The 16649-nt window shown below is 74.0% G+C and carries 18 protein-coding genes; 12 read left to right on the top strand and 6 right to left on the bottom strand.

The genetic code is table 11. The annotated features are described in order from the left end of the window. On the bottom strand, positions 1–2049 hold the full coding sequence (locus ABD437_RS14775; protein ID WP_344649386.1) for an MMPL family transporter: 2049 nt from the start codon (positions 2047–2049) through the stop codon (positions 1–3). 174 nt (positions 2050–2223) lie between these two features. Between ABD437_RS14775 and ABD437_RS14780 the strand changes: the two genes are divergently transcribed. The 4 genes from ABD437_RS14780 to ABD437_RS14795 all read left to right on the top strand — a co-directional run bounded on the left by ABD437_RS14780 (position 2224) and on the right by ABD437_RS14795 (position 6557). Beyond that, positions 2224–3714, top strand: coding sequence for an alpha/beta fold hydrolase (locus ABD437_RS14780; RefSeq protein ID WP_344649387.1), 1491 nt, complete (start codon positions 2224–2226; stop codon positions 3712–3714). Positions 3715–3727: 13 nt separating this feature from the next. Beyond that, positions 3728–4882 carry a sensor histidine kinase gene (locus tag ABD437_RS14785; protein ID WP_344649388.1) on the top strand — a complete coding sequence of 385 codons (1155 nt, stop codon included), beginning with the start codon at positions 3728–3730 and terminating at the stop codon, positions 4880–4882. Next, complete coding sequence (locus ABD437_RS14790; RefSeq protein ID WP_344649389.1) at positions 4879–5532, top strand: response regulator; 654 nt, start codon at positions 4879–4881, stop codon at positions 5530–5532. The genes ABD437_RS14785 and ABD437_RS14790 overlap by 4 nt, the downstream gene beginning before the upstream one ends. Positions 5533–5741: 209 nt before the next feature. Continuing rightward, positions 5742–6557 carry an aldo/keto reductase gene (locus ABD437_RS14795; RefSeq protein WP_344649390.1) on the top strand — a complete coding sequence of 272 codons (816 nt, stop codon included), beginning with the start codon at positions 5742–5744 and terminating at the stop codon, positions 6555–6557. A 31-nt stretch (positions 6558–6588) separates the two neighbouring features. On the opposite strand, the gene ABD437_RS14800 is transcribed toward ABD437_RS14795, so the two are convergent. After that, positions 6589–7074, bottom strand: a complete 486-nt coding sequence (locus tag ABD437_RS14800; RefSeq protein WP_344649391.1) for a GNAT family N-acetyltransferase — start codon at positions 7072–7074, stop codon at positions 6589–6591. Positions 7075–7155: 81 nt separating this feature from the next. On the opposite strand from ABD437_RS14800, the gene ABD437_RS14805 reads away from it, so the two are divergent. Both ABD437_RS14805 and ABD437_RS14810 read left to right on the top strand, forming a co-directional pair. Continuing rightward, entirely contained in the window at positions 7156–7758 is a 603-nt protein-coding gene (locus tag ABD437_RS14805) for a TetR/AcrR family transcriptional regulator (protein ID WP_344649392.1), read from the top strand. 146 nt (positions 7759–7904) lie between these two features. Further along, complete coding sequence (locus ABD437_RS14810) at positions 7905–8576, top strand: DedA family protein (RefSeq protein ID WP_344649393.1); 672 nt, start codon at positions 7905–7907, stop codon at positions 8574–8576. Here the strand turns inward: ABD437_RS14810 and ABD437_RS14815 are convergent. Further along, entirely contained in the window at positions 8541–9014 is a 474-nt protein-coding gene (locus ABD437_RS14815; RefSeq protein WP_344649394.1) for an RrF2 family transcriptional regulator, read from the bottom strand. The genes ABD437_RS14810 and ABD437_RS14815 overlap by 36 nt on opposite strands. A 78-nt stretch (positions 9015–9092) precedes the next feature. Here ABD437_RS14815 and ABD437_RS14820 point away from each other — a divergent pair, with 78 nt between their 5' ends. From ABD437_RS14820 to ABD437_RS14830, 3 genes are all read left to right on the top strand, one after another. Then, a complete protein-coding gene (locus ABD437_RS14820) occupies positions 9093–9836 on the top strand; it encodes an SDR family oxidoreductase (protein ID WP_344649395.1) in 744 nt (247 codons plus the stop codon). Positions 9837–9965: 129 nt separating this feature from the next. Next, a complete protein-coding gene (locus ABD437_RS14825) occupies positions 9966–10295 on the top strand; it encodes a hypothetical protein (RefSeq protein ID WP_344649396.1) in 330 nt (109 codons plus the stop codon). Between the two features lie 151 nt (positions 10296–10446). Beyond that, positions 10447–10596 (top strand): hypothetical protein, encoded by a 150-nt coding sequence (locus tag ABD437_RS14830; RefSeq protein WP_344649397.1) that lies wholly within the window; start codon positions 10447–10449, stop codon positions 10594–10596. Positions 10597–10769: 173 nt separating this feature from the next. Here ABD437_RS14830 and ABD437_RS14835 read toward each other — a convergent pair whose 3' ends face one another. Further along, positions 10770–11378, bottom strand: a complete 609-nt coding sequence (locus ABD437_RS14835) for a TetR/AcrR family transcriptional regulator (protein ID WP_344649398.1) — start codon at positions 11376–11378, stop codon at positions 10770–10772. A gap of 45 nt (positions 11379–11423) precedes the next feature. Here ABD437_RS14835 and ABD437_RS14840 point away from each other — a divergent pair, with 45 nt between their 5' ends. Beyond that, positions 11424–12086, top strand: coding sequence for an O-methyltransferase (locus ABD437_RS14840; protein ID WP_344649399.1), 663 nt, complete (start codon positions 11424–11426; stop codon positions 12084–12086). Between the two features lie 5 nt (positions 12087–12091). Here ABD437_RS14840 and ABD437_RS14845 read toward each other — a convergent pair whose 3' ends face one another. Further along, complete coding sequence (locus tag ABD437_RS14845; protein ID WP_344649400.1) at positions 12092–12829, bottom strand: aminoglycoside phosphotransferase family protein; 738 nt, start codon at positions 12827–12829, stop codon at positions 12092–12094. Between the two features lie 159 nt (positions 12830–12988). Between ABD437_RS14845 and ABD437_RS14850 the strand changes: the two genes are divergently transcribed. Beyond that, positions 12989–13600 (top strand): RNA polymerase sigma factor, encoded by a 612-nt coding sequence (locus ABD437_RS14850; RefSeq protein ID WP_344649401.1) that lies wholly within the window; start codon positions 12989–12991, stop codon positions 13598–13600. After that, positions 13597–14646: a hypothetical protein gene (locus ABD437_RS14855; RefSeq protein WP_344649402.1), complete on the top strand. Its 1050-nt coding sequence runs from the start codon at positions 13597–13599 to the stop codon at positions 14644–14646. Before ABD437_RS14850 ends, ABD437_RS14855 begins: the two co-directional genes overlap by 4 nt. Here ABD437_RS14855 and ABD437_RS14860 read toward each other — a convergent pair. Next, the coding region (locus ABD437_RS14860) for an AfsR/SARP family transcriptional regulator (protein ID WP_344649403.1) at positions 14606–16649 on the bottom strand (2044 nt) is incomplete at its 5' end. The two genes, ABD437_RS14855 and ABD437_RS14860, sit on opposite strands and share 41 nt — an antisense overlap.

The following is a 16649-nucleotide window of genomic DNA, read 5'->3' on the forward strand; positions in this document are numbered from 1 at the left end:
TCACTCCACGCCGGAGGCAGCGAGCACCGGCGCGGGGACCACGCCGACGGCCGGCGGACGCGACGGCCACCACGTCCGGCGCCCCAGCAGCGTCAGCGCCGCCGGGAGCACCAGCGCCCGGATGATCAGCGCGTCGATCAGCACGGCCGTGGTGAGGCCGACGCCGAGCTGTTTGAACTCGACGCCGTGGCCCAGCACGAAGACGCTGAACACCGACACCATGACCACCGCGGCGCTGGTGACGGTTCCGGCCGACTCGGTGATGCCGCGCGACACCGCCTCCCGGGTGGGCAGCCCGTCGGCGACCAGCTCACGGATGCGGGTGAGCACGAAGACGTGGTAGTCCATCGACAGCCCGCAGAGCACCGCGAACGCGAAGAGCGGGACGAAGCTGACGATCGTGCCGCCTCCGAACGTCTGGAACACCAGCGTGAGAACGCCGAACGCGGCCCCGACCGACAGCAGGTTGCTGACCGCGGTGACCGCCGCGAGCACCAGCGACCGGAACGCGACGACGATCACCCCGGCCGTGGCCAGCAGCACGAACCCGACGACCCAGGGCAGCGCCCGGTCCAGGTTGGCGGTGTAGTCCAGCGAGCTCGCGGTCTCGCCGCCGACCGCCCAGGTGGCGTCGAGGCCGCGGAGCGTCGCCGGCAGCTCGGCGCGCAGCGTCTCGACCTGGCGGCGCGCCCGGGCCGACTCCGAGTCGGCCGCGGTGTTCAGGACGAGCTCGTGCACCCGCCGGTCGTCGGAGACGCGGATGTCGGTGCCCAGCGTGCGCAACCGCGCGTCCACCGCCGCGGCCCGGTCGGCGGGCGCACGCACGACGACCTGGTGGGTGGACTGCTCGTCGGGGAACGCGTCGATCAGCCGGTGCAGCGTCGCCACCTCGGGAACACCGCGGGGCAGCGCGTCGACGTCGGGGTTGCGCAGCGTCAGGCCCAACGCCGGGGCCGCCACCACGAGCAGGGCCAGCACCGTCGTGGCCAGCGTCGCGGCCGGCCGGCGCAGTGACGGGCGGAGCAGCACCGGCCACACCCGGGGTGCGCGGACGGTGATCCGCCGTCGTTTCCGGTCCATCCGCCGGCCCAGCCCGGCCAGCAGCGCCGGGAGGACGGTCAGCGAACCGAGCATCGCGATCGCCACGACCAGCACCGACGAGGTGGCCAACGACGCGAACGTCACGTCACCGACGAAGAACAACCCCAGCATCGCGACGATCACCGCGACGCCCGACACCAGCACCGAGTGGCCGGACGTCTCCACCGCGACCCGGACCGCGTCGACGTGGCCCCGCGACCGGGCCCGCTCGTCCCGGTAGCGCTTCACGTAGAACAGCGAGTAGTCGACGCCGACCGCCATGCCCATCAGCAGCACCATCGCCGCGGTCGTGCCGGTGCTCGGCACCAGGTGGGACACCAGCGACGACAGTCCGAACGCCGCGGCCACCGCCGACAGGCCGAGCAGCAGCGGCACGCCCGCGGCGAGCAGCGCGCCGAACACGACGAGCAGGATCAACAGCGTCATCGGCAGACTGACCAGCGCCGCGACGTCGAGATCGGCGGCCTGTCGTTCGGCCAGCCCGGCGGCGAGCGACGCGTCCCCGACCTGCTCCACCCGGAGGGCGGGGAACGCGTCGGCCACCGCCGCGGTGGCGGCACGCACCGGAGCCAGCCGGTCGCCGGCCGTCTCGGGGTCGCCGCGCAGCACCACCGGCAGGAGCACCGCGTCGTCCGCGGTGATCGGGACGCCGACCTGGGCCACCTCGGGCAGACCGCTCAACCGGGAGCCCGCGAAGGCGGCCGCGGCCTCGGCGGCGTCGGCCGGGCCGGTGATCAGGATGTTCTCGGTGGCGGCCTCGGCCAGGCCGCCCTCGCGCAGCATCGCCTCGGCGTGGGCCGACTGGCCGACGCCGGTCTCCAGCGTGGTCGCGGTGCGTCCGGGGACGGCCGCGCCGATCCCCAGGCAGGCGACGACGAACACGATCCACAGGCCGACCGCCAACCACGGGCGGCGGATGCTCCAGCGGGCAATTCGATGTGATTTCACCAGCTCAGCGTCGTGGGCGCCCCGGTGCGGATCCTCAATCGACGGAGGGTTTCCCCTCCCCCGGGAGAGGGAGATTTTTCTCCCGCGAACGACGGACGACGCGGCCGGGCGCCGCTGCCATTGTCGAACTCGCCGGCCGGCCGCCCTCGTCCCCTCGCCTGGAACGGACACCTCATGAAGAAGCACGCGGTCCTCGCGGTGAGCGCTCTGCTCGCCGCCGGATGCGCCGCCGCCCCCACCCCGGCGGCCGGCGCGCAACTCACCCCCACGGTGTCGACCACGACGCTGAACGCGCTGGTCGCCTGCCCGGAGCTGCCCAGCCTCCCGACGGCGCGGTGCGGACGGATCACCGTGCCCCGCGACCGGGAGCATCCGGCCGAGGGCACGATCCAGGTCTCGTTCGCGCTGGTGCCGCACACCGACACGTCCCGTCCCGGGCTGGGCACGATCGTCCCCAACCCCGGCGGACCGGGAACCTCGACGATCGACCTCTCCGGCGGATTGTTCGCCGAGGCGCTCACCCCCCTGCTCGACCGGCGTGACCTGCTCCTGATCGACCCGCGCGGCGTCGGCCGCTCGAGCGCCCTGAGCTGCCCCGCCCTGGACGGCCCGACGCGGGTCTTCGAGCCGCTGGCCGAGCAGCGCCGGCTCATCGGCGAGTGCGGCGCCCACCTGGGCGACCGGGTGTCCGACTACGCCACGACCGCGGTCGCCGACGACATCGACGCCGTCCGCGCGACCCTCGGCCTGGACCGCCTCGACCTGCTCGGCGTCTCGTACGGCACCTACCTCATGCCCACCTACGCGCAGCGCTTCCCCGAGCACGTGCGCACGGTGAGCCTGGCCGGGGCGTACGCGGTGAACGAGGACCCCACCAGCGCCGTCGGACCGGCCGCGTTCCGGCGGGCGATCAGGCTGGTCTGCGAGCGGACGAAGCGGTGCGACGGCGACCGGGCCCTCGACGACCTCGCCGCGGTGCTGGAGCGCCTCCGCGCGGAACCCGGGTCGCTCGACGTCGTGTTCCGGGGCACGACCCACCGGGTCGCTCTCGACGAGTGGCAGCTGACGTCCGCGGCCGGCCGGGTGTTCTCCAACAAGCCGGACACCGACGCCACGCTCGCGCTCGTCGACGCCGTGGCCGCCGCGCGGAACGGCGATCTCGACCCGGTGCGCGACGTGGTCCGCCGGAACCTCCTCGCGCAGGCCGAGATCTACTCCTACGGGCCGCTCGCGCTGTCCGACGCCGGGTCCTGGGCGACCTCCTGCCACGACTACCCGCGGTCGTTCGACTACGCCGACCCGATCGCCGAGCGGACCGGCGACTACGAGGCGGCGCTCGCCGAACTCGACGACGCCGACTTCGCGCCGTTCTCCGCGCGGGCCTGGTCGACCCGGGCCGACTACGACACCGGGGCGTGCCTGAACTGGCCGGACGACCCCACCGCGCGGTCCCCGTTCGAGGCCGGCGCCGACCTGCCCGACGTGCCGGTGCTGGTGCTCAGCGGCGACCTGGACGCCAACACCCCCAGCGAGTCGGGCCGCGCGGCTGCGGCACAATTCCCGCGAGCGACGTTCCGGGAGATCGCCGGCGCGGGCCACACCCCGGCCTCCACCCCGGAGGGCGCGGACGCCATCGTCCGGTTCGTCCGCGACGCCCACCGCTGAGCTGAGGAACCCCATGCGTGCCCGGCAGAGTGACGAGACCCCCACCCTGCGTCGACAGTCGATCCTGGTCGCGGTGGGGTGCGTGATCGGCGACGGGGCACCGTTCCTGCTGCACGCGTCCCAGTCGCCCGGCCATCTCCTGATCTGGGTCGCGGGCGCGGCGATCGTCCTCGCCGACCTCGCGCTGGCGCTGCCGGCCCGCACCGCCGGGCCGGTGGCGGTGGTCCACGCGGTCGTCCGGGTCGGGGTCGCCGCCGCGCTGCTCGTGGCCACCGGTGACCACGACAGCATCGGCAACGCCGCCGGGCTGTTCCTCTCCGCCTACCGGGCCGGCGCCTGGGTGGGCGGCCGGGGCGCCTGGGCGGCGCTGGGGGCGCTGGTCGCGGGCATGTTCGCCACCCAGGTGCTCCAGGGTTACGACGAGACCGCCTCGAACATCCTGGTCACGTTCACCAACACGCTGCTGCCGTGGCTGCTCGGCCGGCACACGACCGGACGCAGCGGCTACATCGAACAGGTCCGGCGCCGCGCCGAGGAACAGCAGCGGGCCGCCGCGCTCGCGGTCGAGGCCGAACGGGTGTCGATCGCCCGCGACCTGCACGACACGATCTCCCACCACGTGAGCGCGGTCGGCGTCCACGCGGCCGCCGCCCGGCTGGGGATGGCGTCGGGTTCGCCGAAGGTGACCGCCTCGCTAGAGCAGGTCGAGGCGTCGAGCCGGGCCGCGCTGGCCGACCTGCGCCGGATGCTCGACCTGCTGCACGGCAACGAGTCCGACGGCGTCCGCCAGCCCGGCCTCAACGCACTCGACGACCTCGTCGAGGGCAGCCGGCGGGCGGGCCTGACCGTGCACCTGAAGGTCACCGGCCTGGCGCCGCAGCGCCTCCCCGAGTCGCTGAACCTCGCGACCTACCGCGTCGTCCAGGAGATCCTCACCAACGCGCTCCGGCACGGCGACGGCACGCTCGACCTCGCCGTCACCCAGACCGACGCCGCGCTCACCGTGACCGCCACGAACCCGGTGGGCGGTGCCGGCCGGGCGGGCACCGGCCGGGGCGTCGACGGGATCCGCCACCGGGTCGGCCTGTTCGGCGGCACCGCGACGATCGGCCCGGCGGACGGCGTCTGGCGCACCCACCTGACCCTCCCGATCAAGGAGCCCGCATGAGGATCCGTGTCCTGCTCGCCGACGACCACGAGTTCTTCCGCTCCGGGTTCCGCAGCGCGCTGGAGACCCAGCCCGACCTGGAGTGCGTCGGCGACGTCGGCGACGGGCGCGAGGCGGTGACCGAGATCGAGCGCCTGCGCCCGGACGTCGCGGTGCTCGATGTCCGGATGCCCCGGATGGACGGCCTCACGGCCACCGAGACCGTGCTGGGCCGGGGCAGCACCACCAGGATCATCCTGCTGACGACGTACGACGACGACAGCTACATCTATCGCGGGCTCCGGGCCGGGGCCAGCGGGTTCTGCCTGAAGAGCATGCCGACCGAGGAGCTGCTCGGCGCCATCCGCGTGGTCGCCCGCGGCGACGCGCTCATCGATCCCTCGGTCACCGCCCGCCTGGTGACCCGCTTCACCGACGGGTTGGCGCCGGCCCCCGCCCCGGCCCCGTCCACCGAGCTGGACCGGCTGACCGGCCGGGAACGCGAGATCCTGCTGGAGATGGCCCGGGGCCGTTCCAACGCGGAGATCGCGTCGCGCCTCTTCGTCGGCGAGCAGACGGTGAAGACGCACGTCTCGCACGTCCTGACCAAGCTGGGCCTCCGCGACCGCGTCCAGGCCGTGATCTACGCCTACGAGAACTCCCTGCTCTGACCCGGGCGTCCGGCGCCGGCGTAGGGCATGTGGTCGACGTTCGTGACCTCGACCGCCTCGCCGGGCCACCACCCGGCAGCAGGGCCACGCTCAGGACGGCGGCGACGACGCTCAGCGGAGCGATCGGACGACGGGCGGATCCGAAGCCTGAATCGCCGCCGCCGGGGAACCACGTTACGGTCGGCGGCCACCACGAGTAGGAGAACGAGATGGCGACGGACGATCGGACGCGGGTACTCGCTGACGGCAACGAGATCCCGCTGCTCGCACTGGGCGTCTGGCAGGTCCCGGAGGGCCGGGAGTGCGAGGACGCGGTGCGCTGGGCGCTGGAGCTCGGCTACCGCCACATCGACACCGCCCAGGCCTACGGCAACGAGCGCAGCGTGGGCCGCGCGCTGCGCGACAGCGGCCTGGCCCGTGACGAGGTGTTCCTCACGACCAAGTTCAACCCCGGGCTGCGCGACCCGGAGGCCGAGGCGCAGCGCAGCCTCGAGCGGCTCGGCGTCGAGTCGGTGGACCTCTACATCGTCCACTGGCCCCAGGGCGGGCCGACCTGGGCCTGGGACGGGATGCAACGCGCGCACGAACGCGGCTACGCGCGCTCGATCGGCGTCTCGAACTTCAGCGTCTCCGACCTCGACGCCGTGCGGAAGGTCGCCGACGTGGCGCCGGTCGTCAACCAGGTCCAGTTCAGCCCGTTCGAGTTCCGCCGGGAACTGTGGGAGGCGAGCGAGAGCCGCGGCGTGGCGCTGGAGGCCTACAGCCCGCTGGGCACCGGTCGCCACCTGGACGACCGACGGGTGGCCGGGATCGCCGAGCGGCTCGGGCGCACCCCCGCCCAGGTGCTCATCCGCTGGGCGCTGCAGCGCGGGCTCATCGTGCTGCCCAAGTCCACCCACCGCGAACGGATCGAGCAGAACGCGCAGGTCTTCGACTTCGAACTCGGGCCGGACGACGTGGCCGCACTGGACGCGCTCGACCGCACCGGCGGAACCGACCGCGCGCTCGAGCAGACGTGGTGGTAGCGGGGGCCTGTTTTCCGGCGTCCGGCCGGGGTCAGCGCGGCCCGACCGGGAGCGTCCAGCGGACCTCGTCGGGCTCGACGGCGTCGGGCCGCGCTCCGATCCCGCGGAGGAGGCCGAGTGCCCGGCGGTTGTCGGGCTCGGCCCACGCGACGACGGTCGTGAACCCCTCCCGGCGCGCGAACAGCACGAGCTGACGGGCCACGGCCCGACCGATCCCGACGCCCTGCCACTCGTCGTGCAGGAGCAGGGACACCTCGGCCGTGCCGTCGCGCGTCGTCCGCATCACGTTCGCGAACCCGATCAGCACGTCGTCGGCCGCCGGGTCGGTGATCAGCAGCGTGTGCCCGAGCGCGGGGTCGACCATCCGGCCCCACTCGGCCGCGCTCAGCCGGTCGCGGCCGGCGTGGTAGCGGCGGCACAGCGTCCGCGTCGTACATCGGCGGTGCAGGTCGTTGACGGCCGCCAGGTCGTGGCCGGTCGCCGCGCGCATCGTCACGACCCGGTCGAGGACAGTCATGAGGTCTCCCGTCGTCACCGCGAATTTAGCGTCCGATCGTTCGGTCGTCAAAGGCGAACGATCGTGCGCTAAAGTGAGGCCATGACCGGACGACGGAGCGCGGTGGACGCGCTGGAGACCCGCGCCGCGATCCTCCGCACGGCGGCGGACATCGCGTCGGTCGACGGTCTCGAGGGGCTGTCGATCGGCCGGTTGGCGACCGCGTTGTCGATGAGCAAGTCCGGCGTGCTCGGGCAGTTCGGCAGCAAGGAGGAGCTCCAGCTGGAGACCGTCCGGCTGGTGCTGGCGAACTTCGTGGCCCGGGTGTGGGAACCGGTCCGGCACGCCGAGCGCGGCCTGCCCCGGCTCACCGGGATCTGCGAGGCGTGGGCCCGCTACGCGATGGACCCCGGCTACCCGGGCGGGTGCTGCGTGGCGACGTTCTCCCACGAGTTCGACGGCCGCCCGGGCCGGGTGCGCGACGAACTGGCCACCGGAGTCCGGCAGTGGCGCGCGACGCTCGTCCGGGAGATCACCACCGCGATCAGCCATGGCGACCTCCCGCCGGACCTCGACCCGCGCCAGGCGGCCTTCACCCTCGACGCGATCGCCTCCGGCATCGGCCCGGCCCGCCTGCTGCACGGCGACACCGACGCCGGCACGTGGGCGGCGCAGGCGATGCGCACCGCGCTGCGCGCGCCGTGAGCGCCTGGCTGCGGGCTCGGGCCGACCCGTAGGTCCAGGGCCCGACCTCGATCAACGGCCTCAACGCGAGGCTCGAAGCACCATCTCCGCGTCCGAAAGATCGGTTTTTTCGGCTGCCCTAAGCTTCGCCGGGGATCGTGCGGAGGGTGACCAGCGCTGAGGTTCCCCCACTGCTCCAGAGCATCGCCCCCGTCCTCGACCAGTGGGGCTATCTCGCCGTCTTCGCGATCGTCGTCGTGGAGAGTTTCGGCGTACCGGCACCGGGCCAGACGCTCATGATCGCCGCGGCGATCTACGCGAGTTCGGGCCACCTGAACGTGTGGCTCGTCGCGCTGCTGGCCTTCGCGGCCGCGGTGATCGGCGACAACATCGGGTACTGGATCGGCCGGAAGGGCGGCCGATCCGCGGTCCACCGGTGGGGCCGGTACGTCTTCCTCACCCCTGAGCGATTCGCCAAGGCCGAGCAGTTCTTCGCCCGCCGGGGCGGCCGGGTGGTGCTGATCGCCCGCTTCATCGACGGGCTGCGCCAGTTCAACGGGGTGATCGCCGGTGTCACCGCGATGCCGCAGCGCACGTTCCTGCGGTACAACGCCGCCGGCGCGGCCCTGTGGGTGGGTGGCTGGGTCGGCGTGTCCTACCTGTTCGGCGACGGGATCGTCGGCCTGCTCCAGCGGCTGCACGGGTACGGCTGGCTCGCTCTCGGCCTCGGTGCCGTCCTCGCGGCCGGCAGCGCCTGGGCGTTGCTCCGACGCTCCCGCCGCCCGATTCCCGTGGTCGCCGGGTCAGGCCGACAGCCAGGCACGGGCTCGGTCGAGTAGCTCGCGTGGTGTCGTGGTGTCGACCTCGGCGGCCAGCTCGGCGATCGTCACCGCGCGCAAGGATTCCCGCCAGGCCCGATCGGCCGAGTCCATGACCCGCGCGATCGGGCACGGGGTGGTGCACCGCTCGGGCGGTACGGCCATCGGTCCGCGCCGGCGGATCTCCGTGCACCGGAACGGGGGCTGCGGGCCGTCGATCGCCTCGACGACGTCCAGCATCGTGATCTCGGCCGCGTCCCGGGTCAGCCGATAGCCCCCGGACTGCCCCTGCGTCGAGCGCACGAGCCCGGCCCGGGACAGCGACTGCAGCTGTTTGGCCAGGTAACTGGGCGACACGTCGTGCAGCTCCGCCAGCTTCGCCGCCGGTACCGGCGCACCCGCTCCGCAGAGCACGACGCAGCAGTGCAGCCCCCACTCGACCCCGCCGGACAGCTTCATGGCGCCAGCGTACTTGACACGGACACGTTTTGTCCGAGTAGCATCACGGACAAGAGTTATCCGAGTTGAGGAGTCACCATGCGCATCGTCGTCGTCGGCGGAACCGGACTCATCGGAGCCAGAGTCGTCGCCTTACTGCAGGGCCACGACGTGGTGAACGCCGCGCCGGAGACCGGCGTCGACACGATCACCGGCGACGGCGTCGCCGACGCGGTCACCGGAGCGGACGCGGTCGTCGACGTGACCAACCGGGCGGTGTTCGACCCGGAGATCGTGACGAACTTCTTCACCACGTCCACCCGCACCCTGCTCGACGCCGGACGCCGGGCGGGGGTGCGCCACCACGTGGTGCTCTCGATCGTCGGCGTCGACCGGCTCTCCCACCCCGGCTACCTGGACGCCAAGAAGGCCCAGGAGCGGCTCGTCGCCGAGTCGGGCCTTCCGTTCACGACCGTGCGGTCCACGCAGTTCTTCGAGAACCTCACCGCCATGGGCGCGGGCGCGGCCCAGGGCGACGCCGTCGTGCTCCCGGCCGCGGACCTGCAACCGATCGCCGCGAGCGACGTCGCCACCACGATCGCCGAGGTCGCCACGTCCGCCCCGCTCAACGGCGTCGTCGAGATCGCCGGCCCGGAACGCGGAACCTTCGCCCGCTTCATCGCCCCGGTCCTGGCCGCGAACGGCGACCACCGTCGCGTCGAATCCGCGGCCACGGCCCGCTACTTCGGCGTCCCGATCGTGCCGGACTCCCTCGTCCCGCTCGGCCCGGCCCGCCTCGGCCCCACGACCTTCGACCACTGGTCCGCGACCCGCACGGCCTGAGAACCGGAAGGCGGCCCGCTCGACGACGTCACGCGCGGTGACTTCGGTCCGGACCACACCGGAATCGCCGTCTTGTGCTGGCGCCGGTATCCCCGCCGGGAGAGGGCGCAGGGAGGGCTGACGCCGAGCGTGGTCGGTGCCGGGCTCGCGGTCGCCGGCGCCGTCGCGCTGGGCAGCCCGCTCGTGTTCGGCCGGCTCTCCGATGTGGTCGACGTCCGGACGCTGACGTTGTGGCTGTTCGTGGTCCAGGCGGGCCTGGTCGCCTGCTACGCGGTCACGCGCACCACGTGGATGTTCGTGCTCGTCGCCACGGCGGTGGCGTTCGTCGATCGCGGCAGCTGGGTGTCACGCAGTGTGCTCACGGTCCGGGTGGTCAGCTCCGAGCTGTGGGTCCGGTTCCGCGCCCAGCAACAGCGGTCGTCTCCGGCGCGGGCCGCGAGTGGGTCACCGGTCATCTGAGCCGGGCCGGTCTCCGGACGGGGCTGGCCGCGGTGGTGTGCCGGGAGGACGCCCGGGCCGGTCAACCCGCTCCCGACCTGTACCTGGCCGCACTGGCCCGGCTCCGCGTCGACGCCGGGGCGGCGGTCGCGGTCGAGACTCGCTGACCGGCGTGACCGCGGCCCGCGCCGCAGAGGTGCGCTGCGTCGCGGTGCCCGGCCCGGCGACCCGCGGGCACGACCTGTCCGCCGCCGAGCGTCAGCTCGGCACGCTGGCCGGCGTCGGGCTCACCGACCTGCTGACCGGTCGAGGGCCGCGCTGACGAAGCCGGACCTCGCGCGGGTGTACGCCTCGCGGTCCGATCCGTGCACCTCGCTCAGGCGTCGCTCGAGGACCTCGTACTCGCGCCAGCTCCTCGTCCCGCCGCGGCGCGTCCCGGAACGCCAGCTGTTCGGCCCGGCGCGCACGGCCGGCCCCGATCGCGACGCACGTGCGTCACGACCCGTTCGCGGCACTCCCGTGCGCGCGGAGGAAGCCGTCGACGAGCGCGTCGGTGAACGCGGGGGGAACGGGTTCACCGGTGACCAGCACCCGGTAGTACACCGGCCCGACCAGCTGGTCGACGGCGCTCGGCAGGTCGAGGTCCGCCGGGAGGTCCCCGGACTCGACGGCACGGCGCAGCCGGGCCGCCTCGCGCTCACGTTGCGGGGCGAGCTGCTCGGCCCGCAGCCGCGCCGCCAGCTCCGGGTCGTGCTGCGCCTGCCCGGCCAGGGCCCGGAGAACCATTCCCGGGTCGGACCGGGTCAGGAAGCGCGCCAGCGCCCGGAGGTGCTTCCGCAGATCCTCGGCCAGCGTGCCGCCGTCGGCCGGGGTGAGGTGCTGGGCCAGATCGGACCCGAGCGCTTCGAGGAGGATGTCGACCTTGGACGGCCACCACCGGTAGATGGTCTGTTTCGCGACTCCGGCGCGCGCCGCGATGCCCTCGACCGTCACCCCGGCGAAGCCCCGCTCGGTGAGCAGGTCGTCGGCCGCCTCCAGAACGGCCTCCCGCGCGGCCTCGCTGCGGCCGTGCCGATTGCCGTGATGCCGAGCCGGGCCACCCACGACGACCCCCTAGAGTAGACGCGACGTTGCGTCTACTCTAGGGCAATGACTTCGACTCTGACGCACCCACCTCTCCGCGACGTTCTCGACCGCCTGTTCGCCGCCGCCGCGCACGACGACGAGCAGGTCACCGACCTCGCCGACCCGGGCGCGTTCCTCGCCGCACCGCACCACGAGCGCGCCGAGTCGCGGGCGGAGGTCTACATGCCGATCTCCGCGGCCGGCGGGGAGCTCCTCTACGCCCTGGTGCGGTCGGCCCGCCCCGCGACCGTCGTCGAGTTCGGCACCTCGTTCGGGATCTCGACGATCTACCTGGCCGCCGCGGTCTCCGACAACGGCACCGGGCACGTGTACGGCAGCGAGCTGAGCGCCACGAAGCTCGCCGCCGCCCGGGACAACCTCGCCGCGGCCGGCGTCGCCGACCAGGTCACCCTGCTGCCCGGCGACGCACGGCGAACGCTGCGCGAGGTGCCGGGGCCGATCGGCCTGGTCCTGCTGGACGGCTGGAAGGACGCCTGCCTCGACGCACTGCGCGCGCTCGAGCCGAGGCTGGCGCCGGGAGCGCTGGTGGTGGCCGACGACACCACCTTCGACTCGATGGCCGGGTACCTGCGCTACGTGCGTAACCCGGCCAACGGGTACGTCAGCGTGGCGTTCCCGGTCGAGGACGGCATGGAGATCAGCTGCTGGAGCCGGACCCGACGCTGAGCGCCCTACATCCGTGCTCTGAGCACGTCGAACTCGCACCCCGGGGCGGCCGGATCGAAACCGTGCCCGATCAGCCAGCGCGAGGCCACCAGGCTGCGCAGCGACCACCAGCCCCGGATCACGTCCCGGTCCGCGCCGCCGCCGTACCCGGCCAGCAGGTCGTCCAGGCGTTCCTCGTGGCCGAGCGTCAGCGTGGCGAGATCGGACATCGGGTCGCCGGGGCCGGCCTCGGACCAGTCGATGATGCCGGTGACCTCGTCGCCGTCGACGAACACGTGGGTGATCTGCAGATCGCCGTGGACGAACGCCGGTCTCCACGGCCGGAGCGCGGCCTCGGCGACCTCGCGGTTGCGCCGGATCACCGCGTCGGGCAGGACGGCGTTGTCGAGCAGCCACGCGCACTCGCGGTCGAGCTCCGCCGCCACGTCGTCGAGCCCGGGCCCCGGCCACGGCGGCATTGGCGCACCGTGCAGCCTCCGCACGGCGGCGCCCACCGCGGCCCACGCCGCCGGCGACGCGGGCGACGGTTCGCCGAGCACGCCCAGCGCCCGGCCGGGCACGGCGGCGATCGCGAGCACGGGCGGCCGGTGCCACCGGATCGCCGGGGTCGGTACCGGCGCCAGGCTCATCGCCCGGATCTCGACGTCGGCGTGCGCCGGGTCGCCGTCGACCTTCAGGAACACGTCACCGACCCGGAGCGTCGCGCGCTGCCGGTGCGCGACGACCACCTCGACCTCGTCCATACCCGCCCATTCTGCCGACGCCGGCCCGCCGTCCCGCCGGATGGAGACAGGGATATTCCAGCGCACCGGGACGGGGACCGATCATGGTGACGATCCTGCCGGCGGAGGACGTGACGATCTGAGCTGCAACACACCCGGCCCTGCCGGTCTCAGGCAGATGTGACGAGCTCTGATCCGCCCACGGACGATCGGGCCCTCTGGACCGCCGCGGCCCGCGGCGACCGGGATGCCTTCGGCGCCCTCTTCGACCGGCACGCCCGCGCCGTGTACAACCACTGTTTCCGGCTGGCCGGGAACTGGGTGGTCGCCGAGGACGCCACCGCCGCGACGTTCCTCTCCGCCTGGCGGCACCGGCACGACACGACGCTCACCCGGGACCCCGCACTCCCCTGGCTGCTGACCGTCGCGGCGAACACCGTCCGCACCGAGCACCGGTCGCTGCGCCGCCAGGCCGCGGTGCGCGACCGGGCCGGCCCGGCACCGAGCGTGCCCGACCACGCCGACGACGTCGTCGACCGGCTCGACGACGAGCGCCGGATGCGCTGGCTGCTCGAGGCCGCCCAGTCGCTGCCCCGCGCCGAGCGCGAGGTACTGGCCCTCTGCGTGTGGTCGGGCGTCTCCTATGCCGACGCCGCCGCGGTGCTCGGCATCGGCGAGTCGAGCGTCCGTTCCCGGATCAGTCGCGCGCGGGCGTACCTGTCCGCGGCTCTCGCGGAGGCCGCCGCACGCGCCGCCGGCTCCGATCGATCGGTAAGGAGGACCCAGCCGTGACCGATCTCCCGCCTCCCTCCCGTGACCTCCCGCCCGGCGTCCACTTCGCGCTCCGTGCCCGGGTGCTCGACGGGACCTACGAGGACGAGGCACCGAACCGGCGCCGGTGGCTGCTGCCCGCGGCCGTCCTGGTGGTCGTGTTCGGCGCGATCGGCGTCCTGCGCGGTGGCTCACCGGACCCCGGCCCGGTCGCGACCGACCCGGCCACTCCCTCGTCGGCCTCCGCGTCGCCGTCCCCGACCGGGCCACCGCCGGCGAACCCGACGTCGTTCGACGCGCTCTGGACCCGGTTGACGCCGAGCTGGCTGCCGGCCGGCCTCCCGGTCACGCTCCGCAGCGTGAGCCGCTCCGTGGAGAGCCTCCGGGCGGGGAGCTACACCGGCCCGACGGTCGTGATCACGCTCGATCCACGGTCCAGCCGGGCGCCGGGACTGACCGGTCGCGACCAGGGCCCCGGCCCCAGCATCGACGGACGGCCGTCGACCTGGTCGGAGTCCACGACCACGAACCGGGGTTGGCTGACCTGGAACTGGGCCGACGACGCCCGGGCCACCGTGCAACTGCTGTCGTTCCCGGACAGCACCGAGGACAAGATCGCGATCGCGGCGCGGATCGCGACCGGCCTGCGGCCGCAGTCGCCGACGCGGGTGGCGTTGCCGTTCACGGTCGAGGCACCGCCGTACGCCTGGGTGGTCGACAGCCGGGTGAGCCGGTCGGGTGAGGGCTACGGCGGCGGAGTCGGGTTCGGCCCGACCGGGGGCGTGCTGACGGCGGTCGAGTTCGGTTGGCTCCCGGCCCGCCTCGCCCCACCGAACCTCCCGGCCAACGAAACCGTGAACGGCCGGGACGCGAACCTCGGGCTCGAGGACTCGGTGCTGGTGGTGTCCCAGACGTTCGGCTCGAGCGTCGCGACGACCCGGTGCACGCCGAAGCCGGGCGCCACGGCGCTCGCGGCGCGGGCCGAGTGCGTCGAGCTCGCCGGCGGGGTCGCGGCGACCGGGGACGTCACGGATCCGCGGACCTGGAGCACCACCCCCGTGCGGTGACCGGGTCGCGCCGTCTCCCGGTCGACGGGGAGCGGCCACGCGGCGCGCCGGTGGCCGCCGGGTCCGGGCCGGCCGGCCGGTTCGGCCGGTGGTGCTGGACGAGCCGTCGCGCCGACTGGTCCCGGCTCGGCGCGTCGCCGTGCGAACGCAGCAGTTCCCGGGCGTAGGCCCGGATCAGACCGTGGGCGGCGAAGCGCCCCGGCCGGTACTCGGTGACCAGGCCGGTGCGCACGAGCTCACCGGCCGGGGCCCGCATCTCCGCCGGCGGCACACCGGCGAGGCCGGCCAGCGCCGACAGCGTGAAGTCCGGCCCCGTAGGCAACGCCAGCAGGCGGAACGTCCGGGCCGCGCGGACGCTCAGCCGCTGGTAGGACCAGGAGAACACCGTCCGGACGTCGCTGCCCGGGTCGTCGCAGGCGAAGCCGTCCAGGCCGCCCCGGGTGGTACGCAGTTCCCGGGCGATGTCGGTCAGCCGGTGGGTCAGTGCCCGGGCGGCGACCACGGCCAACGCGAGCGGGAGGCCGCCGCAGCGCTCGACGATCTCGTCGACGGCCCGCGGGTCGTCCGCCGTGCGGGCCGCACCGAGGCGGGCGCTCAAGAGGGCCCGGGCGTCCTCGGCCGGCAGCACGTCGAGCGTCGTCAGGTGGGCGCCGTGCGCGGTGGCCAGCCCGGTGAGGCGCCTGCGGCTCGTGACCAGCACCAGACCGCCCGGGGCGCCCGGCAGGAGCGGGCGGACCTGCTCGACGTCGTGGGCGTTGTCGAGCAGGACCAGGATCCGGCGACCGGCGAGCACGCTGCGGTACAGGCCGGAGCGGGCGTGCGGGCTCGCCGGGATCTCCGCGTCGGGCACCCCGAGCGCGGTGAGGAGCAGGTGCAGTGCCTCCGCCGGCGGCAGCGGGACCTGGTCGGGATCGAACCCCCGGAGGTCGACGTAGAGCTGTCCGTCGGGATAGGAGTCGGCGAGGTGGTGGGCGAGGTGGACGGCGAACGTGGTCTTTCCGATGCCGGGAAGGCCGTCGATGGCCAGCACCGGCGTGGACACCCCGGCTCGGACCTGGTCGTCGACCGGACTCAGCGTCCGGCGCCGGGCCCCGTCCCGGCCGGTGAAGCACGGAAGATCGGCCGGCAGCTGCGCCGGGGGCACACGGGGGGTCACCGGGGCGCCGGCGATCCGCGCCCGGCCCGGGGTCTGCCGCAGGACCAGCTCGAACGCCTCGCGGAGCTCCTCGTCCGGGTCGACGCCCAGCTCGTCCGCGAGTCGTCTCCGCATGTCCTGGTAGAGCGTGATGGCTTCGGCGCGTTTGCCGTCGGCGGACAGGGCCAGCAGCAGCTGGGCCTGCAGCGCCTCGTCCCACGGCCGCAACTCGGCCATGCGCCGCAGGACGGGGAGCACGGACCGGGCCCGGTCGAGGCGCACCGCCAGCGAGGCGGCCGCCCGCACCAGGTCGGCGCACTCGTGATCCACCGCGCTGAACGCCAGGTGGTCGAAAGTGGCCAGTTCCGGAGCACCGGCGCAGGGGCCCCGCCAGCGGCCGAGAGCGGTCTCGTAGGCCGACATCGCCTCGGTGAGCCGACCGGCTTCCTCGTCGGACCGGGCCTGCTCGGCGAGCCGGCGGACGCGCAGCAGATCCAGCTCGTCGGCGTCGACCTGGATCCGGTACCCGGCGGCGTCGCCCAGCAGCCAACGCCCGGCGGATCGGGCGGCGAGCCCCGGTTCGAGCGCTCGCCGGATCGCCCCCACGTAACGATGCACGACGTTGACCGCGCTCGGCGGCGGCCGCTGATCCCAGAGCACGTCGACGATGTCGCTGATCCCCACCGGCTGTCCCGCGTTCGCCAGCAGCAGCGCGAGGATGAGCCGCTGCTGACGGGGGCCGAGATCGATCTCCGCACCCTGCCGCCGGACCTGCACCGGCCCGAGCACACCGAAACACAACGAGGGTCCACCATCGAGCACGAGCTCCACCTCCTTTCCACGCGGGGACGATCGGCGCCCGGCGGCT

Source organism: Cryptosporangium japonicum, from assembly GCF_039524755.1.
Lineage (GTDB): Bacteria > Actinomycetota > Actinomycetes > Mycobacteriales > Cryptosporangiaceae > Cryptosporangium > Cryptosporangium japonicum.

Coding starts and splice junctions, on each gene's coding strand:
- ABD437_RS14800 (WP_344649391.1), bottom strand. CDS start 7,074: ATGACTGTCCTCGACCGGGTCGTGACGATGCGCGCGGCGACCGGCCAC.
- ABD437_RS14780 (WP_344649387.1), top strand. CDS start 2,224: ATGAAGAAGCACGCGGTCCTCGCGGTGAGCGCTCTGCTCGCCGCCGGA.
- ABD437_RS14820 (WP_344649395.1), top strand. CDS start 9,093: ATGCGCATCGTCGTCGTCGGCGGAACCGGACTCATCGGAGCCAGAGTC.
- ABD437_RS14795 (WP_344649390.1), top strand. CDS start 5,742: ATGGCGACGGACGATCGGACGCGGGTACTCGCTGACGGCAACGAGATC.
- ABD437_RS14785 (WP_344649388.1), top strand. CDS start 3,728: ATGCGTGCCCGGCAGAGTGACGAGACCCCCACCCTGCGTCGACAGTCG.
- ABD437_RS14805 (WP_344649392.1), top strand. CDS start 7,156: ATGACCGGACGACGGAGCGCGGTGGACGCGCTGGAGACCCGCGCCGCG.
- ABD437_RS14845 (WP_344649400.1), bottom strand. CDS start 12,829: ATGGACGAGGTCGAGGTGGTCGTCGCGCACCGGCAGCGCGCGACGCTC.
- ABD437_RS14840 (WP_344649399.1), top strand. CDS start 11,424: ATGACTTCGACTCTGACGCACCCACCTCTCCGCGACGTTCTCGACCGC.
- ABD437_RS14815 (WP_344649394.1), bottom strand. CDS start 9,014: ATGAAGCTGTCCGGCGGGGTCGAGTGGGGGCTGCACTGCTGCGTCGTG.
- ABD437_RS14790 (WP_344649389.1), top strand. CDS start 4,879: ATGAGGATCCGTGTCCTGCTCGCCGACGACCACGAGTTCTTCCGCTCC.